Below are 23,462 nucleotides of genomic sequence, written 5' to 3' on the forward strand. Positions count from 1 at the left end.
CCTCGCAGAAACAACGAAGCCCGGTCGCACAAGCGTCCGGGCTTTTTCTTTTCACAGCACGTGGAAGCCGCCTCATGGTGAGGTCAGAGTGTCAGGAGGCCTTTGCCTGGCTGACCGGCCGGAATTCTTTCGCGACCTGATCCAGCACTGAGAGCGAGCCCACAGCAACGCCGAAATAAGCGCCGTGCAATTCGAGTTCGCCCTTCGCGACCTTGCTGCTCACGAAGGGGAACGTCATCAGGTTTTCAAGGCTGCGGAAAACGGCGGCCTTTTCGATACGGGTGACGAAATCCTGGAACGCCTCGTGCTCGCGGATCTCGACCTTCTCGTCGGGCTTGATGAACATCGACATCCAACGGCCGATGAAGTCACCCGGCGACAGCGGCGCCGCATTGTCGACGAAAGCGCGGATGCCGCCGCATTGCGCGTGACCGAGGATGACGATGTGCTTCACCTTCAACACCTGCACCGCATATTCCAGCGCTGCCGAAACGCCATGGGCGCCGCCATCGGGCTGATAGACCGGCACCAGGTTGGCGATGTTGCGCACCACGAACAGTTCGCCGGGCGAAGCATCGAAGATGACCTCCGGCGACACGCGCGAGTCGCAGCAGCCGATCACCATGACTTCCGGCGATTGGCCCTTTTCCGATAATTCGCGGAAGCGCGACTGCTCGGTCGGCAATCGCTCCGACGTAAAGGTCTGGTAGCCGGCGATCAGTTGCTTCGGAAATGATGTCATAGTCTGCCTCGTTCGGAGCATGATCCCGAAAAGTGGATACCGGTTTTCGCCGACAAACGGGGGCGTTTGTCGAGAGATCATGCTCAAACACACGGTCCCCACGGATAACCATAGGACGCCAGCGCGAACAAGCCTTCCGGGCGGCGTGCTGAAATGTTATCGCGAATGCCTGAATAACGAACAGGCCATAATTACAGGGAAATGACGCCATGATCCGTCCGCGCCGCAGCCATTTGTTCATGCCCGGCTCGAATCCGCGTGCGCTGGAGAAGGCCCGTACCGTGGCCGCTGACGGCATCATCCTCGACCTCGAAGACGCCGTGGCGCCGGACGCCAAGGGAACCGCGCGCGATGCCATCGCGCAGACGCTCAATGCCGGCGGCTTCGGCAAGCGCGAGGTCATCATCCGCATCAATGCACTGGATTCGCCGTGGTGGATCGACGACGTCACCATGGCCGGCAAGGCCAAGCCCGACGGCATCCTGGTGCCGAAGATTTCCAGCGTCGAGGACCTCGCGGCAGTGGCCGATCGCCTCAGCGACATCGGTGCCGACATGTCGATCAAGGTCTGGGCCATGATCGAGACCTCGCGCGCGATCCTCCATGCAGAGGAACTCGCGGCCGCCTCCAGGGACTCGGAAAATCGCCTCGCCGGTTTCGTGTTCGGCCCCAACGACATCGCGCGCGAGACCCGCATCCGCATGATGCCCGGCCGCGCCGCGATGCTGCCGATGATCACCCATTGCGTACTAGCGACCCGGCTGTACGGCCTCGAGATCCTCGATGGCCCCTACAGCAATTTTAGTGACACAGAGGGCTTCATTGCCGAAGCCGAACAGGGCCGCGACATCGGCTTCGACGGCAAGACGCTGATCCATCCAAGCCAGATCGAAGCCTGCAACAAGGTGTTCACGCCACCGGACGACGAAGTCGCCCAAGCCCGCCGCATCATCGCCGCCTTCGAGCAGCCCGAGAATGCCAAGCGCGGCGCGATCCAGCTCGACGGCAAGATGGTCGAGCGCCTGCATGCGGACATGGCGAAGCGCACGATCGCGATTTCGGACGCGATTGCAGCGATGGGGAACTAGTACCAGTCAGCAACGACGCGCTTTCTTCACCCTCCCCCTTGCGGGGAGGATGGCGCGTTGCGAGCGCAGCGAGCAGCGCGACGGGTGGGGGTGCCACAGGCGATGCTCTCACGTGTGGCACCCCCACCCCGGCCTCCACCTGAACGATGCTTCGCATCGTCAGGTTCGGCCGACCCTCCCCGCAAGGGGGAGGGATACCGCGGGCCGTTGCGCGAAATTTGTAGATTCAAAGGCTGATACTAACGAGCGCCAACCCACTCCGTCGCCCATGCATAAAAACTCCCCGGCATCGGCGCGTCTTTGCCGCGCCCCTTGGGCGAGATGTGGAAGCCTAGAATCCCGGGATCATCGAGTAGCACTTTGAAATTCGACGGCTCGAAGAACAGCTTCGGCTCGGCATGAACCGCATAATACGACTTCCGCGGCAGCGCGTGATGCTGCGCGCCATGGCGCTTCGCCAGCGCCGTCAGCGATGCCGGGCCGAAGATCGCGACGCGGACGTCGCTCGCGCGCTTCGACCTGTCGCGCCATTTGCGCCATGCGAAAGCGAGGCGATGGCGCAATGACATCCAGTCTGGCGTCAACTCGTCCTGCCTGATCAGCGCCTCGAACGCCGCGACGATCGGATCGTCAGGCGGCAGATACAGCACCGAATTGCCGAGCTGACGTCGCTTCTCCCAGGCGAAATAGGGTTTTGCGGAATCGATCTCGATGGGCTTCAGCAACAGCACATCCGCGTCGAGCCAGAGGCCAAGACCTTCGGCCATCAGCCGGATGCGAAAGAAATCGCTGAACTGCAGTGGGGTCCAGCCAACCCACGCGCCATTGGGAGCTGACGGGCGCAGCCGTTCGGCGAAAGCCCGCGGCAACACGGCTTCCGCATCGGCATTGCTCACACCATCCGGCAGATCGGTGATCGGTGCAAAACTGTAGAGCGTGACGCGGTGGCCGGCCTCGACCTGCGATCTCAGGCACAGCCTGCGCAGCGCATCGAGCGGGCCCTCCCAAAAGGTGACGACGTCAGGAATCACGCGTCACCTTCCGAAGTGAGATCAGGCCCAGGCGCGTGCGGTCTTGAGCTTCTCTTCGTAGCTGTCGATGGAGGCCTTCTTCTCCATCGTCAGGCCGATATCGTCGAGACCGTTGAGCAGGCAGTGCTTGCGGAACGGATCGATCTCGAATTTCACCGTGCCGCCATCAGGGCCACGGATTTCCTGGTTCGGCAGGTCGATGGTGATCGTCGCATTGGCGCCGCGCTCGGCATCGTCGAACAACGCGTCGAGATCCTTCTGCGAGACGCGGATCGGCAGCACGCCGTTCTTGAAGCAATTGTTGTAGAAGATGTCGCCGAACGAGGTCGAAATCACGCAGCGGATGCCGAAATCCAGCAGCGCCCAGGGCGCGTGTTCGCGCGACGAGCCGCAGCCGAAATTATCGCCGGCCACCATGATCTTGGCGTTGCGATAGGCCGGCTTGTTGAGCACGAAATCCGGGTTCTCGCTGCCGTCATCGAGGTAGCGCGCTTCCGAGAACAGGCCCTTGCCGAGACCGGTACGTTTGATGGTCTTCAGATACTGCTTCGGGATGATCATGTCGGTATCGACATTGATGATCTTCAGCGGTGCCGCGACGCCTTCCAGCGTGGTGAACTTGTCCATGAACGTATCCTCGGATTGAGCGGCCGTTCTAGCCCGATCGGGCGGCCCGTCCAAGGGTGATTTATGCAGGACTAATCGGCGACGCCAGCCTCGATGGCCTCCATATCGGCGTCCGAGAGCCCGAAATGGTGGCCGATCTCGTGGATCAGCACGTGGCGGACGATATGGCCGAGGGTTTCGTCATGTTCGGCCCAGTAATCCAGGATCGGCCGGCGATATAGCCAGATCATGTTGGGCAACTGCCCGGTATTGTCCTGGCTCTGGAACGGCAGGCCGACACCCTGGAACAGGCCGAGCAGATCGAATTCGGTCTCGGCCTGCATCTCCTCCAGCACCTCATCCGTCGGGAAATCGTCGACCCGGATGATCACGCCCGCGCAGAGCTTGCGGAAATCCTCCGGCAGGAGGGCGAGCATGGCATGGGCCATGTCTTCCATTTCCGCGAGATCGGGAGCTTTTGCCTGGTGCCACATGTTTCCCTGTCTAGCCAATTCCCATGACATGGCAATGCGCCGGCACAGGGCCGTCCCGGCGGTTGACGGGCGGGCGTCAATCGGAGACTTTGCGGCATTCTTTTGAAGCATGATCTCTCGACAAACGAACCCGTTTGTCGGTGAAAACCGGCATCCACTTTTCGGGATCATGCTTATGGCAGTTTGGGGCGTGACAATGCGGATCATGATGGCGGCACTGGGATTGGCGGTTGCGCTCGGCGGCTTGCCGATGGCGAACACCGCACAGGCGCAGACGGCCACACAGGTCGCCCAATCCGACGACAGCGTTCAGCCCCGCCGTGCGCGCCCGCGCGTTCGTATCTATCGCACCCCGGACGAACGCGGTGTCTATCCCAGCTACAATCCCGGCCCGAATGCCGTCCGCGATTGCACCGCCAATCTGGTGCAGGAATATCGCCCGAGCGGCACCGTGATCGTACCGCGGATGAACTGCTACTGGCGCCGCGGCTGAGCCGACACTTCATACTTTAATTTTTAATGACGTCGGGCCGAAACTTTGCAACTGCGGAGATGGCGGTCGCATGCGCTGACTTTCGTTCCAGCGATGCGTCACAAAACCCTGCGACATATCGCACCGAGCATATTCACATCGCGTTCACCTCCTGCGCCCTAGCGTCATGCACATGGGCGATGATCCATTCGTGAAGCTGCATCTCGACATGAACGCAGCAGACTCAGGAGAGAACACGTGAACGTGAAGAAATTTTTCGGCCTCGCCGCCATCGCAGGATTGCTGTTCGTCGCAGCGCCGACGCAGCAGGCAAATGCAGTCTCGCTGAACAGCCCGGGCATCGCATCGTCCGTGCAAGGCGGTGAGAAGCTGACGACTGAGGTGCAGTATCGTCATCACCACAATCGCGGCTATCGCGGGCATCACGGCATGCGGCGTCACCACGGTTGGCATCGTCCGCATCACATCCGCCGCCATCACGGCTGGCACCGGCCGCATCACGTGCGTCGTCACGGCTGGCGCTACTGAGACTCTCTCTAAAGTCCAAACAGGCGTGCGCAAGCGCGCCTGTTTTTTTTGACGAGATGTTGACCGCGTCGGTCTGTCGCGGGAAATCATTGCAGCTATATGCGTTATGGGGTGAAGGCGACGAAAGACGATCGATGGAAAGCGATCGAGGCAAGGAAAAATCATGAAGAACTGGGTAGGCGCAGCCATGCTGGCTGCAACACTTTCACTTGGTGGCGCATTGACCAGCGCCCCCGCAATGGCTGACGCACAGACGCCTCAAAATGCTGCGGCAGACAACAAGGCAAAGGCCACGGACTTCAGCGCGCAGCGGCGCCATCGTCACTTTCACCACCGCCATCATCACTTCGGCCACCGGCACTACGGGTATCGCAGCTATTACGGCCCGCGTTATGGCTACGGATACGGCTATCGCCCGTACCGCTCATATTACGGCCCGGCCTATTACGGACGCCCCTACGCTTATCGGCCCGCTTACTACGGCGGATACGGCTACCGGCCCTACGGCTATTACGGCGACTATCGTCCCTACGGCGCCTATGGTTACGGCCCGGGCGTCGGCTTCGGCGGAGGCCCTCTCAGCGTCGGCTTCAGCTTCGGCCGCTGGTAATTTCCGACATTATTAAACGACGTCGACAGGCGCCCTTTGCGGCGCCTGTCTTTTTGTGCGCGCCGCGCGGCTTCCGCCTGCGTCATTCATGACGCGTTCAGATCGACATCCTTAATTTTCGGTCAAGGCGCGACAATTCACATGACACGACCATGCGCAAACGCACCGTTGGCGCAAGCGAAGATGTGCGTCATCAGGTTTGCGCGATCGAGTATCCCATGCGCTGATCGAGGGAGGATGTTTCCAATGAGACATGTTCAAGATCGACAACCTGTCCTGAATGCCGATCGAGGTTTTGCGATCAGACAATTCATGACGCGCTCGCTCGGCGTGGCTGCCGCCGCAGCGATGATGATGTCACTGACGCCATCGGCACGGGCGGTCTCGCTGATCAATCCCGGCGCGGCACCCGCAGCCAAGCAGGCGAGCGACGCGCTGCTCCAGGTCCAGCATCGCGGTGGACGCGGCGGCGGTGGCGGAGGAGGTTTCCGCGGCGGTGGCGGCGGCGGCGGCGGTCACGCCTTTCATGGCGGAGGCGGCGGCGGATTTCGTGGCGGCGGCATGCCGGCGTTTCGTGGTGGCGGTGGCGGCGGAGGCTTCCGAGCCGCAGCGCCTGCGTTCCGTGGCGGTGGCGGCTTCCGCCCGGGCCCGGCCTTTGTCGGCGGCGGCTTCCGGCGCGGCCCTGCATTCCATGGCGGCGGCTATCGCTACGCGGCGCCATTGATCGCCCGTCGCCCCTATTATGCGCCGGCGCGTTACTACGGCGCGCGCCATTACGGCTATCGCCGCCATTTCCGCCCGCGCTATTACGCCTATGCGCCGAGCTATTATTACGGCCCGCGCTACTACCAGCCGCGACGCTTCTGCCGGATCGTCTGGACCTATTACGGCCCACGCAAGATCTGCCGCTATCGCCCCTGGCATCACCGCCACTGGCACTACCGGCGGCATCACCATCGCTTCAACATTTATTGGTGAGATGGGTCGGGTTGACTGAAGCGACTCTCCACACACTCCGTCATGGCCGGGCTTTCCCCGGTCATGACAACTGAGTGTTAGTCGCTCACTCCCCCAACTGAAACGCCTCGAACCGCCCGAGCTCTTGCTCGATGCGGCGCTTCCATTCCTTGCGCGGTGTTTTCGGCTTGGTGCCCTCACCGACCCAGCTCCATTGCTGCATCAGCAATTTGCGCTTCTGCCGATCGGTCTTGAGATCGACCGCTGCAACGATCTGATCATCCACCAGCACTGGCAGTGCGAAGTAGCCGAGCTGGCGTTTTTCTTTCGGCACATAGGCCTCGAAGCGATGGTCATGCCCGAAGAACAAATTGGTCCGCTTGCGCTGGATCACCAGGGGATCGAATGGCGACAGCACATGCACGAGCCCCGCCTCGCCCGGGCTGGTGTCCTCGATCGCCGCGGGCGTCGTCCAGTGCTCCTGCTTGCCGGCGCCATCAAGCGTAACGGCCGCTAATTCGCCTTTGCGCATACGTGCCTCGATCAGCTTGCGTATGCCGGCCTTGCTCGGTGCATCCAGATGGCAGATCGAGTCCAGACTGACGATGCCCTGCGACCGCAGCGCGCGGTTCAGCAGATAGGCGAATTTCTCCGTAGCGCTCGCCGCTTTTGGCAGCGTCTCCCAACCGAAATGCCGCAGCAGAAGATCATAGGTCTTCAGCATGCCCCGCCGTTCGGAGATCGTGAGATGCCCCTCATAAAACGCGAGCTGCAGCGCCCGCTTTGACGGCTTGCGGCTGGCCCATTCGTGATCCTTCTCGCGCAGCACATCGTCATCGATATCGCGAATCGACAACGGGCCGGCCTTGGCCAACCGCATGACCTTGCGCTTGTCCGCCGGTGTCACCGAAGCGAACCAGCTATGGCCCTCACGGCGATAATATTTCATGTCCGGCACGAAGAAGCCGATGTCGTCGGTCGGCACATAGGCCAGCGCATGGGTCCAGTATTCGAACACGCTCTTGTCGTGCGTCTGCGCCTGCCTGAGGTCGGCTCGCTTGTAGTTGGGGATCCGCGAGAACAGGATGTGATGATGGCTGCGCTCGATCACATTGATGGTGTCGATCTGCACATAGCCGAGATGCTGGACCGCGGCCTTCACGGCCTCTGCGCCATCACCGAACGGCGCCCGCGTATCGAGCCGCTGCGCGCGCAACCAGATGCGGCGGGCCGTCGTATTGGTCAGTGCGATCGGTTTGACGGGTGCGCGAGGCATGCGTGACAAATTGCGAAGCTCATAGAAAGACGACCTGCATCAGCAGGCCGTCGATCTTACCGAGGATGCGTCGCCCCGTGCAGCTAAATTAGTGCCACTCGCGGATATCGACGAAGTGCCCCGCGATCGCAGCCGCAGCCGCCATCGCCGGCGACACCAGATGGGTGCGGCCCTTGTGGCCCTGACGGCCCTCGAAGTTGCGGTTCGAGGTGGCAGCGCAGCGTTCTTCCGGCGCCAGCTTGTCGGGATTCATCGCCAGGCACATGGAGCAACCCGGCTCACGCCATTCGAAACCGGCCTTCAGGAAGATCTTGTCGAGGCCTTCAGCTTCCGCCTGCTCCTTCACCAGACCCGAGCCCGGCACGATCATCGCCGAGACATGGCCGTTGACGGTCTTGCCGTCGACAACCTTGGCCGCGGCGCGCAGATCCTCGATACGACCATTGGTGCAGGAACCGATGAAGACGCGGTCGAGCTTGATATCAGTGATCTTGGTACCCGCGGTCAAACCCATATAGGCCAGCGCACGCTCCTTGGAGAGGCGCTTGGCCTCATCGGCGATGTCAGCGGGATTCGGCACCTTGCCGGAGATCGAGATAACGTCTTCGGGCGACGTGCCCCAGGTGACGATCGGCGGCAGCTTCGCCGCATCGAGACGGATCTCGTGATCGAAATGCGCGCCTTCGTCGGAGCGCAGCGTTTCCCAGTAGCGCACGGCCTGTTCCCACATCTCGCCTTTCGGCGACATCGGGCGACCTTTCAGGAATTCATAGGCCTTCTCGTCAGGTGCGATCAGGCCGGCACGGGCGCCGCCTTCGATCGACATGTTGCAGACCGTCATGCGGCCTTCCATCGACAGCGCACGGATCGCCTCGCCGGCATATTCCAGCACATAGCCGGTGCCGCCGGCGGTGCCGATCTCGCCGATGATGGCCAGGATGATGTCCTTGCCGGTGACGCCGTCGGGCAGTTTGCCGTCGACGGTAGCGCGCATGTTCTTCGCCTTCTTCTGGATCAGCGTCTGCGTCGCCAGCACGTGCTCGACTTCCGACGTGCCAATGCCATGCGCCAGCGCGCCGAATGCGCCGTGCGTCGAGGTGTGGCTGTCGCCGCAAACGATCGTCGTGCCCGGCAGCGTAAAACCCTGCTCGGGACCGATGACGTGGACGATGCCCTGGCGCTTGTCGAACTCGTTGTAATATTCGATGCCGAATTCGCGCACGTTCTCGGCCAAAGTCGCGATCTGCTCGGTGCTTTCCGGATCGGGATTGGGCTTGGTGCGATCGGTGGTCGGCACGTTGTGATCGACGACCGCGAGCGTCTTCTCCGGCGCATGCACACGGCGGCCGGCAGCACGCAGGCCTTCGAAGGCCTGCGGGCTCGTCACTTCGTGCACCAGATGGCGATCGATATAGAGCAGGCAGGTGCCGTCGGCGGCTTCCTCGACCAGATGGTCGTTCCAGATCTTGTCGTACAGGGTGGTCGGCTTTGCAGAGTCAGTCATGAGATCAGGCCTCGAAAGAAAACGTGGGCCAGTTGCGTGCTGCTAAATGATTCGCCGCATCGGCGGCGCAAAGCGCACAACTGAGAAACGGGAAAAGAAACGCGTGAGATTGCTCACGCGCTTCTAAGCGCGCCCACGATCGACGTGGTGAAGCGACCGAAGAAGCGACCGGGCAGCCGACTATGATCGTCGATGACGATGCGCAAAGCGTGCTGGTGCAGGTCTAGAAACATTCCACTCATATAGCACTCGGCGATCACGACGCCAATGCGACGGAGGTATGCAGTCTTCACGTAACAAAAAAGCGCGGCTTGCGCCGCGCTTTTCGTCTCGCACATTCGATGATGCGGAAAATTACTTGGCTGCAGCCACAGCCGCGACCTTGGCCGGACGCTCGGTCTTCTTCTCGACGATGCGGGCCGACTTGCCGCGCAGATCGCGCAGGTAATACAGCTTGGCGCGACGCACCTTGCCGCGACGCACAACCTTGATCGAGTCGATCATCGGGGAGAGCAGCGGGAACACGCGCTCGACACCTTCGCCGTACGAAATCTTGCGAACAGTGAAGCTCTCATTGATGCCGCCGCCATTGCGGCCGATGCAGACGCCTTCATAGGCCTGCACGCGGGAGCGCTCGCCTTCGACAACCTTCACGTTGACGATGAGGGTGTCGCCGGGACCGAATTCCGGGATCGACTTGGTGGCGGAAAGGCGGTCGAACTGCTCTTTTTCAAGCGTCTGAATCAGGTTCATCGAAAATCTCCATCGGCGGCGCGCCCAGACGTTGCGCGGGCTGCGCACGAAACTCTTACCCTGCCAGTGCACGGATTTGGCGCTGCTATACGGGAAAGCGAAGCCGTTGTCACCCGTCTCTGTCACTCGCCCGTCGTGATTTTTGGCGGTTTTCGCTTTCTGCCCGATTCCGGGGCTTTCGGGCGAGCCGCCCATAAATCGGGCCGCCGCGCCGCGGTAAGCGCCTCCGCCTCGGCCAGTCGCCATTTGGCAACTTTGGCGTGGTCGCCCGAAATCAGGACATCCGGGATGGGGCTGCCCTCGAAAACCTGCGGGCGGGTATATTGCGGGTATTCCAGTAGCCCGTCGGAGAAACTCTCGTCGGTCCCCGAAGCCAGTTTGCCCATGACCCCCGGCAAAAGCCGTACACAGGCATCAATCAGCGTCATGGCGGCAATTTCGCCGCCGGACAGCACATAGTCGCCGATAGAGACTTCCTCGAGCCCTCGGGCGTCGATGACGCGCTGATCGATGCCTTCAAAGCGGCCACAGACGATCAGCGGCCCCGGCCCGGCCGCCAGCTCCGCCACCCGCGCCTGGGTCAATGGCCGACCGCGCGGGCTCATCACCAGCCTGGGGCGATCCTGCGCATCCGCCGCATCAATCGCCGCCCCCAGCACGTCAGCCCGCAGCACCATGCCCGGTCCGCCGCCGGCAGGCGTGTCATCGACGCTGCGATGCTTGTCGGTGGCCGAGGCGCGGATGTCCCGTGCCTCCAGCGCCCACAGGCCGGAAGCCAGCGCCTTGCCGGCAAGGCTGATGCCGAGCGGGCCCGGAAACATCTCGGGAAACAGCGTCAGCACCGTCGCGCGCCATGGCGCGGATGAAGGATCGGAAGTCATGGCCTTCCATCGCGCGTCCGGCGCGAGGCGTCAAACCCCGCGATCGCCGCGTCAGGCCGCCGACATCTGCTCGCTGGTGTCACCGGCATCGAAGGCGGCGCGAGCGGCCTTGATCTCCGCGAAGCTGCGCTCAGCCCAGTCGATCAGGCCGGCCAGCGGCCCGAGGGCCGATTGTCCCAGCGGCGACAGCCGATATTCGACCGAAAGCAGAGCGACAAAACAGTCCCATACGTTCGTCTGCCGGAAGCCGAATTCAAGGCCATCATGCTCAATGCGGGCCTTCCGGAAGAACTCGCGGATCTGATCGCGACGTCAAACACGGCGGCAGCCGACGGCGCGCTGTTCGATGACAGCCATACGCTGAGCAGGCTGATCGGGCGGAGGACGACGCCGTTCGCAACAACGATAGCGGAGGCGTTGAAAGCGTAAACCCTACGCCGCGGCGGGATCGTCGCCGATGATCTCACCGGGCAATTCGATCACGACCTTGCCGGCCTTGATATCGACCGTTGGCACCACCGCATTGGTGAACGGCAACAGCAGGGTCGCGCCTTCCAGCGGCGCGATCTCGATGATATCGCCGGCGCCGAAATTATGGATACCGACGACACGGCCGATCGCATCGCCCGCGGCATTGACCGCAGCGAGGCCGATCAGGTCGGCGTGGTAATATTCATCGTCTTCGGTGTCGGGCAGCGCGTCGCGCGCCACATAGAGCTCGACGCCATTGAGACGCTCGGCGTCTTCGCGGGTGGCGACGCCTTTCAGCGTCGCGACCAGATGACCCTTGGCCTCGCGCACATCATCGACCTCGAAACTCCGCTTGCCGTCCTTGGTGGCAAGCGGACCGTAGTCGCACACGGCGAATGGATCTTCGGTGAAGGTCCACAGCCGGACCTGACCGCGCACACCATGCGGCGCGCCGATGCGCGCGACGCAGATGTGCGCGGTTGGCATTCCGCCTTACTTCTTAGCGGCGGCTTCAGCGTTGGCCTTGCGCTCCTTGCGCGGCACGGCCTTCTCGGGATTGTTGCGCGCTTCGCGCTTCTGAACGCCAGCGGCGTCGAGGAAGCGAGCCACGCGATCCGACGGCTGTGCGCCCTTGGCGATCCAGGCCTTGGTCTTGTCGAGGTCGAGCTTCAGGCGCAGCTCATTGTCCTTGGCGAGCAGCGGATTGAAGTAGCCAAGACGCTCGATGAAGCGGCCATCGCGCGGAAAACGCGAGTCGGCGACGACGACGTGATAGACGGGGCGCTTCTTGGTGCCTGCACGAGCGAGGCGGATGACGACGGACATGGGATTCTCCTAAGTATGTTCGATTTGAATGTGAGTTGAATGGGTCGCGTTATTTCTTTTTCCCGAGACCGGGAAAGCCGCCGAGTCCCGGCAGCGTCGGTTTGCCCAGGCCCGACAGGCCCGGGAAATCTTTCGGCAATGACGGCATGCCCTGCGGCAGACCGCCCGGCATCTTCTCGGCCATCGCCTTCATCTGTTCGGGTGACGGCATGCCGCCGCCACCGAAGCCCATGGCTTGCGCGATGCCGGCCATCGGGCCGCGCTTGCCGGAGCCCATGGCCTTCATCATGTCGGCCATGTTCCGGTGCATCTTCAGCACCTTGTTGACTTCCTCAACCTTGAGACCGGCGCCGGCAGCGATGCGCTTTTTACGGCTGGCCTTGAGGAGGTCGGGATTCTTGCGCTCCTGACGCGTCATTGAATCAATAACCGCGATCTGGCGCTTCACCACGCGGTCATCGAGACCGGCGGAGGCGATCTGGTTCTTCATCTTGGCGATGCCAGGCATCATGCCCATCAGGCCGGAGAGACCGCCCATATTGGTCATCTGGATCAGCTGCTCACGCATGTCGGTGAGATCGAACTGACCCTTGCGCATGCGCTCGGCGGTGCGCGCAGCTTTCTCGGCGTCGATATTCGCAGCGGCGCGCTCGACCAGCGAGACGACGTCGCCCATGCCGAGAATGCGGCCGGCGATGCGGCTCGGATGGAAGTCTTCCAGTGCATCGGTCTTTTCACCGGTGCCGATCAGTTTGATCGGCTTGCCGGTGACGGCACGCATCGAGAGTGCAGCACCGCCGCGGCCATCGCCGTCCACACGGGTCAGCGCGATACCGGTGAGGCCGACGCGTTCGTTGAAGGAGCGTGCAAGATTGACGGCGTCCTGACCGGTCAGCGCGTCCGCGACCAGCAGCACTTCGTGCGGGTTAGCAATCGCTTTGATCTCGATCGCTTCCGACATCATTTCTTCGTCGAGCGTCGTGCGGCCGGCGGTGTCGAGCAGAACCACGTCGTAGCCGCCGAGCTTCGCAGCGGACAGCGCGCGCTTGGCGATCTCAGCGGGCTTCTGGCCTTCGACGATCGGCAGCGTCTGGATGTCGAGATCGTGGCCGAGCACCGCGAGCTGTTCCATGGCGGCCGGACGATAGACGTCGAGCGAGGCCATCAGCACCTTGCGCTTGTCGCGCTGGGTGAGACGGCGGGCGAGCTTTGCAGTGGTGGTGGTTTTACCGGAACCCTGCAGACCGACCATCATGATGGCGACGGGTGGCACGGCTTGCAGATCGATGCCGCCTTCACCGTCGGCGCCGAGCGTGGCGACCAGCTCGTCATGGACGATCTTGACGACCATCTGGCCGGGGGTGACCGACTTGACGACGGTGGCGCCGATGGCCTGTTCACGGACACGATCAATGAAGCTGCGGACCACGTCGAGCGAGACGTCGGCCTCGAGCAGCGCCCGGCGGACTTCGCGCATGGCGGCATCGACATCAGCCTCCGACAGCGCACCGCGCCCGGTGAGCCGATCGAGAATTCCGCCAAGCCGTTCCGACAGACTGTCGAACATCGATTGTCGCTTCCGCTCGTGCCATCCCCATGATGGCAAATAACCAAACACTTTTGCGCCCGAGGGCGCATCGCGCTGTCGGGCGTTGACCTCCGGTCTCCAGGACCGGTCGGCGGGTCGAAAAGAGAACTTTTCGAGAAGTGGCGGGATTTACAGTGCTGGAGCCCGATAAGTCAAGGTTGCAGGGCGATCGCCTGGTCAGGCGGCCGCGCTCCGGGTTCCGCCGGCATCATAGTGCTGCTGTGCCTCAAGCACCTGGCCCATATGGTTTTCAGCCCAGACCCGCAGCGCATCGACGGTATCCGACAGGGTTCGTCCGAGCGGAGTGATCGCATATTCGACCGTGACCGGCACGGTGGGGATCGCCTTGCGGCTCACCAGGCCATCGCGCTCCAGACTTTTCAGGGTCTGCGACAGCATTTTCTGCGAGATTCCCTCGATCTGCCGCCGCAGCTGGTTGAAGCGAACGGGGCCGTCCGTGAGCAGGCCCAGCACCAGAACCGCCCATTTATCGGCGATCCGGTCCAGAACCAGCCGAGTTGGGCAGCTGCTCGCATAGACGTTGCCGGCTTTCCAGCGCTGGGCGGCGCTTTCGATATCGGTCTGCATGGCGGCGGTCTCCTCGGAGTAACCAGCTAACGTAAAAGTGCCTTCTTCACAGCTACTGCTGAAATGAATAGCAAGTTTCTATTGGTTACCACATGGAGATATCAAATGAAAATCGCCCTGATCGGCGCCACCGGCCGCGCCGGCTCGCAAATTGTCGCTGAACTGTCCCGCCGCGGTCATACCGTCACCGCCATCGCCCGCAACCCGGAGAAAGCCCCTGTTCTGGCCGGGGTGACGCCACTGAAGGCCGACGCCAACGATGTTGCCGGTCTCACTGCCGCCCTGAAGGGCCACGACGTCGCCGTCAGCGCGATCCACTTCCTCGTCAGCGACCCGCACAAGCTGATCGCGGCCGTGAAGGCGGCGGGCGTTCCGCGCTATTTGGTGGTCGGCGGCGCCGGCAGCCTCGAAGTCGCTCCCGGCCTGAAGCTGATCGAGACCCCGGGATTTCCGGCGGAATACCGGGCCGAGGCCGCGGTGGGCGGCCTGTTCCTCGACATCCTGCGCCACGACAAGGAGCTCAACTGGACCTTCCTGTCGCCCTCGGCCCTGTTCATCCCGGGCGAGCGCACCGGGACATTCCGGCTTGGCGGCGATCAACTGCTCGCCAACGACAAGGGCAGCAGCATTTCCTTTGAGGATTATGCCATCGCCATGGCCGACGAGATCGAGACGCCTGCGCATACGCGCAAGCGGTTCACCGTCGGCTACTGAGCGAACAAAGGATCGGCGCGGGTTGCGGAATCCACTGACAAATTCCATCTGATGCGGGCTGCGCCTCGTTGGGCGCAGCCCGTCGTCCCACCGGATTTGATCCAGCTCCATGATTCTCACCCGCCGCCGCCTTCTGACGTCGCTGGGCGGTCTCGCCGCAGCCGCTGGGCTGTCGGCCTTCTGGGCTTCCCGCATGACCAATTATGACGGCCCCGTCTCCGATCACTTCGACGGCAAGATCTTCTTTGATCCCGACGGCGTGCCGCCCAAGTCACTCGGCGAAGTACTGCGGTGGCAGTTCGGTGGCGGCCGTACCCGCGAGGTCTGGCCGGACTGGGTCGAGAATGAATTTGCCGATACGCCGCCGGCCAAGATCGAGGGCACGGGCGTTCGTTTTAGTTACGTGGGTCACGCGAGCTGGCTGATCCAGACCGCGGGAATCAACATCCTGTTCGATCCGGTGTGGTCCGACCGTGTCTCGCCATTCTCGTTCGCCGGCCCGAAGCGCCACAGCGCACCCGGCATCGCGTTCGACAAGCTCCCCAAGATCGATGTCGTGCTGGTGTCGCACGGTCACTACGACCATCTCGATCTTCCGACCCTGTCGAAGCTATCAGCGAAATTTGCGCCGCGCGTGATTACGCCGCTTGGCAATGACGTCACGATGAAGAGCGCCGATAGCACTATCAAGGCCGAGGCCTATGACTGGACAGATCGCGTCGAGCTTGGCAACGGCCTCGCCGTGACGCTGGTGCCGACGCGGCACTGGACCGCGCGCGGTCTGTTCGATCGCAACAAGTCGCTGTGGGCGAGCTTCGTGCTGGAGACGCCGGCGGGCAAGATCTACATCGTCGGTGATTCCGGTTATGGCGACGGCCTGCACTTCCGCCGCGTGCGCGAAGCCCATGGTGCTATCAGGCTCGCGATCCTGCCGATCGGCGCCTATGAGCCACGCTGGTTCATGAAGGACCAGCACATGAACCCGGAAGACGCCGTGAAAGCCTTTGGCGACTGCGGCGCGCAGCAGGCGCTGGCCAGCCATCACAGCACATTCCAGCTCACCGATGAGGCGATTGACGGACCGGTGAAAGGATTGGCTGCCGCATGCAGCGCGGCGGAATTGCCCAGTGAGAAGTTTATGGCGCTTAAGCCGGGACAGGTGGTGGAGATTTAAGGAGAGCACGAACTCTCAGTCGTCATGCCCGACCAGCGCGAAGCGAGCTTCGCTAGATGTGCCGGGCATCCAGGTCTTTAGCGAAGACTGAAGACTAAGGCATGGATGGCCGGGACATCTGGCGAAGCCGCGCTTCGCGCTTTGCCCGGCCATGACCGAGTTTGTAGTTACTGCGCCGGCTTGATTTCCCAGCTCACGCTGACATTCACGCGCAGCACTTCCTCGCCTTGCGCCACCGGAGCCGATGCCACATCGGCGCCCATCTTGCGCAACATCATTGGCGCTGGCGCGCTGCCGGAGTCCTCGGAAATGCTGATCGGCGCGCCGAGCTTGACGCCGGCAGCCTTGGCGTAAATTTCCGCCTTGCGCCGCGCATCCGCGATCGCGTCGCTGCGCGCATCGTCGAGCAATTGCGACGCCTTGGTCACCATGAAATTGATGCCGCCGACCTCATTGGCACCCGACGACACCAGCGCGTCGATCGTGCCGGCCACCTTGGTCACGTCGCGCACCCGGATGGTGACGCGGTTGCTGGCGCGATAGCCCGAGATGACATTGGGGCCAGGATTGGGATTGGGACGGGTCTGCTGCGCATACTGCGGAAACAGCGACAGCCGCGATGTCTGCATGTCCTTCTCGGCAATGCCGGCGCTCTTCAGGGCCGCAAGCACCTTGGCCATCGCGGCATTGTTGGCCTCTGCCGCCTCGCGTGCGGTCTTGGCATCAGTCGTGACACCGCCATCGACGACAGCGAGATCTGGCGGCACCGACACGGTGCCTTCGCCGGAGACGGAAATCGTCGGCGGGGGATTGACCTGCGCGAGCGCAGGAGTGGCGATGAGCGCAATGCCGACAACGGCCAGAGTCAGATGATTTTTCATGCCCAATCTCTCGCGACCGTCCAAGGCTTTCTTGTGACCAGAGATTCGTTATCGCCGGCCGTCGCTTCTACTACTTCAGCGGCACATAGACATTAATGACCAGCTTGTCTTCCGCCGTCTTCAAGGGATCGGTCATGTATTCCTCGATGAAGGTGTCTTTCGCCTCTAGCTTCTTGTCATCGAGGTGATTGGTGATCGCCTCATAGGTGTTGTCCATATTGTCGTAGGAGCCGCGATGGACGAACTTCAGCGCCTTGCCATCCGGCGACAGGCCCATCTTCATCGCCTTCGGCAGATTTTTCACCTCCTGATCGACCGGGATTTCCGCGAGGAAGGTGAAGCCGGTGTCGTCGGTGGTTGTATAGACGATCATCGGATTGCCGGATGATTTGACGCCCTGTTTGTCGAGCACGGTCGTGATCTGCTTGAACGCATCCATCAGCGTATCGAAGGCTGAGTCCCAATTCGCCTTGCCGACGAACGTCACCATCTGCTTCGGCGACAGCGTGATTTCCTCACCGAACGGATCGGCAACCTGGACCTGAGGCGCGGGGGGCGTTGCGGGGGCCTGCGCTGCAGCAGGCGGCGTTGCCGGCGCGGCAGGGGCCGGCGTCTCCGGTGTGGCGGGAGTGGGAGTGGGAGGAGCCGTTGCCGCCGGAGCTGGTGTCGCCGGCGCGGGCGGGGTGGCCGGAGTGCTTACCGCTGGCGGCGTGGCAGGCGGAGATTGCGCCCAGGCCGCGGCGTTCAGCGTCAGCGCGGCTGCCGGGATCAGCGCCGCAGTGGCGAGGCGGGACAGGCGAGAACGGGTCATTCGAAGGGTCTCCAGTGACATCCTGCGCGCAGCGTCCGGCAACATGCGCGATACGGCATCATGGTAACACGCAGCCGCGGCTTTCGTCCCCTCCCCAAATTGCGCAGGGCCATTCAAAACAGCCGACACAGAATCGCCGCACTGGCCAATCTGCCCGGCCTCGCCATATAAGGCTGACATCAACGGGACCGAGCATGAGCGCACTGGCCAACCATTCCTTCGCCAAGATGAACGGCATCGGCAACGAGATCGTCGTGATCGACCTGCGCGATACGGCATCCGGTATCACGCCTGCCGACGCCCGGGCCGTGGCCACCCCCGAAGGGGTGCCCTATGACCAGTTGATGGTGCTGCAGAAGCCCCGGCTGGCCGGCACTGACGCGTTCGTCTCGATCTACAACAATGACGGCTCCGAGGCGGGTGCTTGCGGCAACGGCATGCGTTGCGTGGCGCGGCAGGCCTTTGCCGGCGGTGATAAGACGGCACTCACATTCGAGACCAAGGCCGGCCTGATCAATTGCTGGCAAGGCCCGACGCCGGATCTCTACACGGTGGACATGGGCACGCCGAAGTTCGGCTGGCAGGACATTCCGCTGGCCGAGGAATTCCGTGACACCCGCGGCATCGAGTTGCAGATCGGCCCGATCGACGCGCCCATCCTGCACACCCCGTCAGTGGTCTCGATGGGCAACCCGCATGCGATCTTCTGGGTCGACGACATCCAGGCCTATGATCTCGAAAAGTTCGGACCGCTGCTGGAAAACCACCCGATCTTCCCGGACCGCGCCAATATCACGCTGGCCCATATCGTCGATCGCGATCACATCGTGATGCGCACCTGGGAGCGCGGCGCCGGCCTCACCAAGGCTTGTGGCTCCGCGGCTTGCGCAACCGCTGTTGCCGCCGCTCGCCTGCGTCGGACCAATCGCACTGTGCATATGACGCTGCCCGGCGGCGAACTCACCATCGAATGGCGCGAGAGCGACGACCACGTGCTGATGACGGGGCCGGCCGCGTTTGAATATGAGGGCACGTTCGATCCGAAGCTGTTCGCTTCGGTCGCCTGAAACAAGCTTCGCGTCCCAGGGCAATCGATCTGTTCGTGAGCTACGCATCCATCGCCCACATTGTTTTAGACAGACGCCCCTTTCATTCAACCCATGGTTGCGATATATTGATCCTACGCGCCATCGCAACGGTGCGCGATGGAGGTGGGGCATGCCGTCAGTCGTCCGCATCAATTTCGCAGACCACAGAAATGGCGAGCCCGGTGCGACGGCTGCATCGGCCATTGCGGGTGGCCTGCCGGTTTACGAACTGAAATTTTTCAATAACAGCGCTTCAACACAGACATTCGTCTGCTTTCAATCCAGCCAGAACCCACCTTCCGGGCTTGTCCCTGCCTGGTTCGTCATGCGGGTCGGCCCGAGGACGGAGCTGATCTTTTCCTGGCAGCCGAGCTATGATTTCGTCTGGATGGAGAGCGGCAAGCTCGCGCCGGGTATTACATTCGCCGCGGTAGAGGTCCTGCCGGCGACACTGCCAGCCAGCAGCCTCGTCACATTGACCTATGGCAGCGAGGCCTTTGGCTTCATCGACCAGCGGCAGGGGCAAAACGACTCCCTGATGATCACATGCGACGGAACGATCCCGATGGACACGGCAAACGTCGGCATTGGCATGGCCGGATCAGCGACCGAGGTGATGCAGGCCGCGCCGAACATGACATTTACGTTCACGTCGACGGCGAGATACTGGATGACGCTCGCTGATGTCGTGCAGGGCGAAATCTTCGATCCGTCCAAACTGGCGGTCGTCGTGCCATTGGTTTTCGAACCGAACATGTGTGCACTCACCGTCACGTTAAACCCCGATGGCACGGTGACAGTTCAGAACGGCGCTGCCGCGTGAGCGTGGCCTGTTATAGCGCGGGTGCTGCGCGCTATCCCGACGCGTTACTCCCCGTTCCAGCCGCACGCCCTGAGCCGCTCATGGAGATGCGGCGGGGCCGGTGCGACGACACGAATCGGGTCCTTGTTGCGCGAAATCGGGATCACGATCTCCCGCGCATGCAGATGCAGCGTTGGCTCGCCAAACCTTGGCCCATTGCCGTAGATATTGTCGCCGACGATCGGGAAGCCTGATGACGCCGAGTGCACGCGGAGCTGATGCGTGCGACCCGTCACCGGCTCGAGCGCCAGCCAGCTCATGCCGCCGCCGCGGCCGAGCACGGTGAAATTCGAGACGGCCTTGAGCCCCTCGGGATCCGGCTTCATCCACCAGCCCCGATCGGCATTGAGCCGCCCGAGCGGCATGTCGATCACGCCCGACTCCTCGGCGGGCCCGCCCTCGACCACCGCCCAATAGGTCTTGCGGATGCGGCTGTGCTTGAACAGCAGGCCCAGCGACGCTGTCGCCTTGCGGTGCCGGCCGAGCACCAGGCAGCCCGACGTATCCCTGTCCAGCCGATGCGCCAGAACCGGCGCACGCGGCAGGCCATAGCGCAGGAATTCGAACGAAGTTTCCAGATTGGCGCCGCCCTTGGGGCCGCGATGCACCGGCAGGCCGGCGGGTTTGTCGATTACCAGCATCAGGCCGTCACGGTGCAGCACCCGCGCCAGAATCTCGGTCTCGGTCAGCTCCACCGCATCGGTGCGGGGTTCCAGCCGGGGCTCGGCCTCCAAGCTTACGTCTTCGTCACTTTCACTGGTCATACTTTGAATCATGGCGCGAAACGGCTAACACACCCCCGACATGAGCGACACTCCCGAAACGCCAAAACTGAGCTGGTGGCGACGGCTCTCCGGCGGGTTGAAGCGCACCTCGAGCGCCCTTGGCACCGCGGTCGCCGACCTCGTGACCAAGCGCAAGCTCGACCGCGCCATGCTCGAGGACATCGAGGACGTGCTGCTGCGCGCCGATCTGGGTACCGAAGTGGCGGCGCGGATTTCCGCCGCCGTCGGCCATGGCCGCTATGACAAGGCGATCTCCGCCGACGAGGTCAAAACCGTTGTGGCCACCGAAGTCGAAAAAGTGCTCTCGGCGGTCGCCAAGCCATTGGTGATCGATACTTCGCACAAGCCGTTCGTGATCCTCGTGGTCGGCGTCAACGGTTCCGGCAAGACCACCACCATCGGCAAACTGGCGTCCGCCTTCTCCGCCGAAGGCCGCAAGGTGATGCTCGCCGCCGGCGATACGTTTCGCGCGGCAGCCATCGAGCAGCTCAAGGTCTGGGGCGAGCGCAACAAGGTGCCGGTCATCGCCGGTGCGCAGGGTTCGGATTCCGCGAGCCTCGCCTTCACCGCCGTCACCGCGGCCCGCGACGACAATCGCGACGTGCTGCTAATCGACACCGCCGGTCGGCTGCAGAACAAGACCGAACTGATGGTCGAGCTTGAGAAGGTCGTACGCGTGATCAAGAAGGTCGATGCCACAGCGCCGCATGCGGTACTGCTGGTCCTCGACGCCACAGTGGGACAAAACGCGCTGTCGCAAGTCGAGGCGTTTCATCGTACGGCTGGCGTCACCGGCCTTGTGATGACCAAGCTCGACGGCACCGCGCGCGGCGGCATCCTCGTGGCACTGTCGGAAAAGTACAAACTGCCGGTGCATTTCATCGGCGTTGGCGAAGGCATCGACGATCTCGCGCCATTCACCGCCAGGGATTTCGCGCAGGCGATTGCAGGAATTGAAAGCTGATATGACTGACGTGATCGACAAGAAGCAGCCGCACCCGCTATTCAAGCTCGCCACCGAGCTCGGTCCGCTGATCGTGTTCTTCGTCGCCAATGCCAAGTTCAACCTGTTCGTCGCCACCGGCGCCTTCATGGTGGCCATCGTTGCGGCGATGATCGCGTCCTATGTCGTGGTCAGGCATGTGCCGATCATGGCGCTTGTCACCGCCGTCATCGTGCTGGTGTTCGGCACGCTGACGCTGGTGCTGCATGACGAGACCTTCATCAAGGTCAAGCCGACCATCATCTATGGCCTGTTCGCAGCGATCCTCGGCGGCGGCCTGTTGTTCGGCCGATCCTTCATCGCCATCATGTTCGACCAGATGTTCAATCTCACACACGAAGGCTGGCGCGCGCTGACGAAGCGCTGGGCGCTGTTCTTCTTCGCCATGGCGCTTCTGAACGAAGCGATCTGGCGCACCCAGAGCACGGATTTCTGGGTGGCCTTCAAGGCGTTCGGCGTCATCCCGCTGACCATGGTCTTCGCGGTGGCGCAGATGCCGCTGATCAAGCGCTACGGCATCGAGCCGGCTACGCTCGCGGAGAGCGCGGCGGACGAAGGCGATCTGAGGAAGTGACAGCGTAGCTGTCATCCCGGGGCGAACGCGCCTTCGCGCGAGCGAACCTCAGCCACTCCACTTGGAGTGGCGGGGGATCTCGATGTGTTTCAGCTATGTCTAGATTCCGGGCTCGCGTGTGCGAAGTGCGCCCGCGCCCTCAGGCAAACCAATTGGTTTGCCGGGGAATGACGGAATCTCTTACACCGCCAGCGTGCCGGCCTTTGCCGCCGCATAGCGCTCGCCGACCTTGGTCCAGTTGACCGTATTCCACCACGCCTTGAGATAATCAGCGCGACGGTTCTGGTAGGTCAGATAATAAGCGTGCTCCCAGACGTCGTTGCCCATCAGCGCGCGCTTGCCGTCCATGATCGGATTGTCCTGATTCGGACGCGTCTCGATCGACAGCTTGCCGTCCTTGTCGACGATCACGAACACCCAGCCAGAACCGAACTGACGGCCGCCGGCGGCGTTGAAATCGGTCTGGAATTTCTCGAGGCCGCCGAGGTCGCGATCGATCGCCGCGAGCACATCGCCTTCCGGCTTGCCGCCATTCGGGCCCATGATCTGCCAGAACATGGTGTGGTTGGCATGGCCGCCGAGATTGTTGCGCACGCCGGTGCGGATCGCGTCAGGCACGCTGTTGAGATTGCCGAGCACCTCGACCAGCGGCTTCTCGCCGATCACCGGGGTGTCCTTGGCGAAATTGTTCATGTTGGCGACATAGGTGGCGTGATGCCTGTCGTGATGGATCTCCATCGTCTTGGCATCGATATGCGGTTCAAAGGCCGTGACCGGATAGGTCAGCGGCGGCAGGATGAATGGCGCATTGCCGGCAGCAGGGGTGGCCGGCGCAGCCGCCTGGGCGAAAGCCAGACGGGGCGCGACGGCCGCGGCAGCGATGCCGGTCGCAGCGAGCATGAGATGGCGTCGGGACATCGATGCAGAGGTCGTCATGGGGCTTCTCCCTGAGAAATTTGCGGGGTCGTCGGACAGATACGCAACGCATCACTGCCAGTTTCATATGCGGGCATTGTGACGCAGCGGGACATAGCACATCACGTGTCGGAGAGACGTGTTCCTCTTTTCCCTCCCCCAAGCGTAACAAAGCCATGCGCCGTGGGGAGCATATTTCGGGGTCCTCGCGAAACATCGC

At 62.5% G+C, this 23,462-nt stretch carries 28 protein-coding genes; 12 read left to right on the forward strand and 16 right to left on the reverse strand.

The window, feature by feature from the left end; all coding sequences use genetic code 11:
- Window positions 1–91 precede the first annotated feature (91 nt).
- Entirely contained in the window at window positions 92–742 is a 651-nt protein-coding gene (locus AB7951_RS27105; RefSeq protein ID WP_093757921.1) for a carbonic anhydrase, read from the reverse strand.
- Window positions 743–951: 209 nt separating this feature from the next.
- Here AB7951_RS27105 and AB7951_RS27110 point away from each other — a divergent pair, with 209 nt between their 5' ends.
- Complete coding sequence (locus tag AB7951_RS27110) at window positions 952–1,830, forward strand: HpcH/HpaI aldolase/citrate lyase family protein (protein ID WP_120287771.1); 879 nt, start codon at window positions 952–954, stop codon at window positions 1,828–1,830.
- Window positions 1,831–2,069: 239 nt separating this feature from the next.
- On the opposite strand, the gene AB7951_RS27115 is transcribed toward AB7951_RS27110, so the two are convergent.
- The 3 genes from AB7951_RS27115 to AB7951_RS27125 all read right to left on the reverse strand — a co-directional run bounded on the left by AB7951_RS27115 (window position 2,070) and on the right by AB7951_RS27125 (window position 3,961).
- Window positions 2,070–2,861, reverse strand: coding sequence for a hypothetical protein (locus AB7951_RS27115; protein ID WP_120287770.1), 792 nt, complete (start codon window positions 2,859–2,861; stop codon window positions 2,070–2,072).
- Between the two features lie 21 nt (window positions 2,862–2,882).
- On the reverse strand, window positions 2,883–3,488 hold the full coding sequence (leuD, locus tag AB7951_RS27120; RefSeq protein ID WP_089266479.1) for a 3-isopropylmalate dehydratase small subunit: 606 nt from the start codon (window positions 3,486–3,488) through the stop codon (window positions 2,883–2,885).
- A 71-nt stretch (window positions 3,489–3,559) separates the two neighbouring features.
- On the reverse strand, window positions 3,560–3,961 hold the full coding sequence (locus AB7951_RS27125) for a metallopeptidase family protein (protein WP_089266478.1): 402 nt from the start codon (window positions 3,959–3,961) through the stop codon (window positions 3,560–3,562).
- 205 nt (window positions 3,962–4,166) lie between these two features.
- Between AB7951_RS27125 and AB7951_RS27130 the strand changes: the two genes are divergently transcribed.
- The 4 genes from AB7951_RS27130 to AB7951_RS27145 all read left to right on the forward strand — a co-directional run bounded on the left by AB7951_RS27130 (window position 4,167) and on the right by AB7951_RS27145 (window position 6,570).
- The gene (locus AB7951_RS27130; protein ID WP_374725621.1) at window positions 4,167–4,454 is read left to right on the forward strand and encodes a hypothetical protein; all 288 of its coding nucleotides are present in this window, start codon (window positions 4,167–4,169) and stop codon (window positions 4,452–4,454) included.
- A gap of 237 nt (window positions 4,455–4,691) precedes the next feature.
- Window positions 4,692–4,982 (forward strand): hypothetical protein, encoded by a 291-nt coding sequence (locus AB7951_RS27135; protein WP_120287769.1) that lies wholly within the window; start codon window positions 4,692–4,694, stop codon window positions 4,980–4,982.
- 163 nt (window positions 4,983–5,145) lie between these two features.
- Window positions 5,146–5,592, forward strand: coding sequence for a hypothetical protein (locus tag AB7951_RS27140; protein WP_120287768.1), 447 nt, complete (start codon window positions 5,146–5,148; stop codon window positions 5,590–5,592).
- A 312-nt stretch (window positions 5,593–5,904) separates the two neighbouring features.
- Window positions 5,905–6,570 carry a hypothetical protein gene (locus AB7951_RS27145; protein WP_158596737.1) on the forward strand — a complete coding sequence of 222 codons (666 nt, stop codon included), beginning with the start codon at window positions 5,905–5,907 and terminating at the stop codon, window positions 6,568–6,570.
- A gap of 85 nt (window positions 6,571–6,655) precedes the next feature.
- On the opposite strand, the gene AB7951_RS27150 is transcribed toward AB7951_RS27145, so the two are convergent.
- From AB7951_RS27150 to trmD, 4 genes are all read right to left on the reverse strand, one after another.
- A complete protein-coding gene (locus AB7951_RS27150; RefSeq protein WP_441256095.1) occupies window positions 6,656–7,825 on the reverse strand; it encodes a DNA glycosylase AlkZ-like family protein in 1,170 nt (389 codons plus the stop codon).
- An 88-nt stretch (window positions 7,826–7,913) separates the two neighbouring features.
- Window positions 7,914–9,329: a 3-isopropylmalate dehydratase large subunit gene (leuC, locus tag AB7951_RS27155; RefSeq protein WP_093757912.1), complete on the reverse strand. Its 1,416-nt coding sequence runs from the start codon at window positions 9,327–9,329 to the stop codon at window positions 7,914–7,916.
- Window positions 9,330–9,683: 354 nt separating this feature from the next.
- A complete protein-coding gene (rplS, locus tag AB7951_RS27160; RefSeq protein WP_089266471.1) occupies window positions 9,684–10,082 on the reverse strand; it encodes a 50S ribosomal protein L19 in 399 nt (132 codons plus the stop codon).
- Window positions 10,083–10,204: 122 nt separating this feature from the next.
- Window positions 10,205–10,963: a tRNA (guanosine(37)-N1)-methyltransferase TrmD gene (trmD, locus tag AB7951_RS27165; RefSeq protein ID WP_120287764.1), complete on the reverse strand. Its 759-nt coding sequence runs from the start codon at window positions 10,961–10,963 to the stop codon at window positions 10,205–10,207.
- 171 nt (window positions 10,964–11,134) lie between these two features.
- Here trmD and AB7951_RS27170 point away from each other — a divergent pair, with 171 nt between their 5' ends.
- Window positions 11,135–11,392 (forward strand): hypothetical protein, encoded by a 258-nt coding sequence (locus tag AB7951_RS27170; protein WP_120287763.1) that lies wholly within the window; start codon window positions 11,135–11,137, stop codon window positions 11,390–11,392.
- 3 nt (window positions 11,393–11,395) lie between these two features.
- Here the strand turns inward: AB7951_RS27170 and rimM are convergent, their stop codons facing one another.
- The 4 genes from rimM to AB7951_RS27190 form a co-directional block, all read right to left on the reverse strand.
- Window positions 11,396–11,920 carry a ribosome maturation factor RimM gene (rimM, locus tag AB7951_RS27175; protein WP_120287762.1) on the reverse strand — a complete coding sequence of 175 codons (525 nt, stop codon included), beginning with the start codon at window positions 11,918–11,920 and terminating at the stop codon, window positions 11,396–11,398.
- Window positions 11,921–11,926: 6 nt separating this feature from the next.
- Window positions 11,927–12,259: a 30S ribosomal protein S16 gene (gene rpsP, locus AB7951_RS27180; protein WP_089266465.1), complete on the reverse strand. Its 333-nt coding sequence runs from the start codon at window positions 12,257–12,259 to the stop codon at window positions 11,927–11,929.
- 49 nt (window positions 12,260–12,308) lie between these two features.
- Window positions 12,309–13,826 (reverse strand): signal recognition particle protein, encoded by a 1,518-nt coding sequence (gene ffh, locus AB7951_RS27185; protein WP_120287761.1) that lies wholly within the window; start codon window positions 13,824–13,826, stop codon window positions 12,309–12,311.
- 198 nt (window positions 13,827–14,024) lie between these two features.
- Window positions 14,025–14,435, reverse strand: a complete 411-nt coding sequence (locus tag AB7951_RS27190) for a winged helix-turn-helix transcriptional regulator (RefSeq protein ID WP_089266461.1) — start codon at window positions 14,433–14,435, stop codon at window positions 14,025–14,027.
- Between the two features lie 105 nt (window positions 14,436–14,540).
- Here AB7951_RS27190 and AB7951_RS27195 point away from each other — a divergent pair, with 105 nt between their 5' ends.
- Together AB7951_RS27195 and AB7951_RS27200 are read left to right on the forward strand one after the other, a co-directional pair.
- The gene (locus AB7951_RS27195; RefSeq protein ID WP_093757908.1) at window positions 14,541–15,149 is read left to right on the forward strand and encodes an NAD(P)-dependent oxidoreductase; all 609 of its coding nucleotides are present in this window, start codon (window positions 14,541–14,543) and stop codon (window positions 15,147–15,149) included.
- Between the two features lie 109 nt (window positions 15,150–15,258).
- Entirely contained in the window at window positions 15,259–16,323 is a 1,065-nt protein-coding gene (locus AB7951_RS27200) for an MBL fold metallo-hydrolase (protein WP_199711990.1), read from the forward strand.
- Window positions 16,324–16,490: 167 nt separating this feature from the next.
- On the opposite strand, the gene AB7951_RS27205 is transcribed toward AB7951_RS27200, so the two are convergent.
- Together AB7951_RS27205 and AB7951_RS27210 are read right to left on the reverse strand one after the other, a co-directional pair.
- Complete coding sequence (locus AB7951_RS27205) at window positions 16,491–17,204, reverse strand: SIMPL domain-containing protein (RefSeq protein ID WP_120287759.1); 714 nt, start codon at window positions 17,202–17,204, stop codon at window positions 16,491–16,493.
- Between the two features lie 70 nt (window positions 17,205–17,274).
- Complete coding sequence (locus AB7951_RS27210; RefSeq protein ID WP_120287758.1) at window positions 17,275–18,015, reverse strand: GyrI-like domain-containing protein; 741 nt, start codon at window positions 18,013–18,015, stop codon at window positions 17,275–17,277.
- Between the two features lie 194 nt (window positions 18,016–18,209).
- Between AB7951_RS27210 and dapF the strand changes: the two genes are divergently transcribed.
- Window positions 18,210–19,082: a diaminopimelate epimerase gene (gene dapF / locus AB7951_RS27215; protein ID WP_439062050.1), complete on the forward strand. Its 873-nt coding sequence runs from the start codon at window positions 18,210–18,212 to the stop codon at window positions 19,080–19,082.
- Between the two features lie 151 nt (window positions 19,083–19,233).
- Window positions 19,234–19,926, forward strand: a complete 693-nt coding sequence (locus AB7951_RS27220; protein WP_120287756.1) for a hypothetical protein — start codon at window positions 19,234–19,236, stop codon at window positions 19,924–19,926.
- Window positions 19,927–19,970: 44 nt separating this feature from the next.
- Here the strand turns inward: AB7951_RS27220 and AB7951_RS27225 are convergent, their stop codons facing one another.
- The gene (locus AB7951_RS27225; RefSeq protein ID WP_439062696.1) at window positions 19,971–20,606 is read right to left on the reverse strand and encodes an RluA family pseudouridine synthase; all 636 of its coding nucleotides are present in this window, start codon (window positions 20,604–20,606) and stop codon (window positions 19,971–19,973) included.
- Between the two features lie 163 nt (window positions 20,607–20,769).
- Between AB7951_RS27225 and ftsY the strand changes: the two genes are divergently transcribed.
- Complete coding sequence (ftsY, locus tag AB7951_RS27230; protein WP_120287755.1) at window positions 20,770–21,714, forward strand: signal recognition particle-docking protein FtsY; 945 nt, start codon at window positions 20,770–20,772, stop codon at window positions 21,712–21,714.
- A 13-nt stretch (window positions 21,715–21,727) separates the two neighbouring features.
- Window positions 21,728–22,327, forward strand: a complete 600-nt coding sequence (locus tag AB7951_RS27235; protein ID WP_120288098.1) for a septation protein A — start codon at window positions 21,728–21,730, stop codon at window positions 22,325–22,327.
- Between the two features lie 180 nt (window positions 22,328–22,507).
- Here the strand turns inward: AB7951_RS27235 and AB7951_RS27240 are convergent, their stop codons facing one another.
- Window positions 22,508–23,263: a superoxide dismutase gene (locus tag AB7951_RS27240; protein WP_120287754.1), complete on the reverse strand. Its 756-nt coding sequence runs from the start codon at window positions 23,261–23,263 to the stop codon at window positions 22,508–22,510.
- Window positions 23,264–23,462 lie beyond the last annotated feature (199 nt).

This window comes from Tardiphaga sp. 285_C5_N1_2, assembly GCF_052076065.1.
GTDB classification, from domain to species: Bacteria; Pseudomonadota; Alphaproteobacteria; order Rhizobiales; family Xanthobacteraceae; genus Tardiphaga; species Tardiphaga robiniae.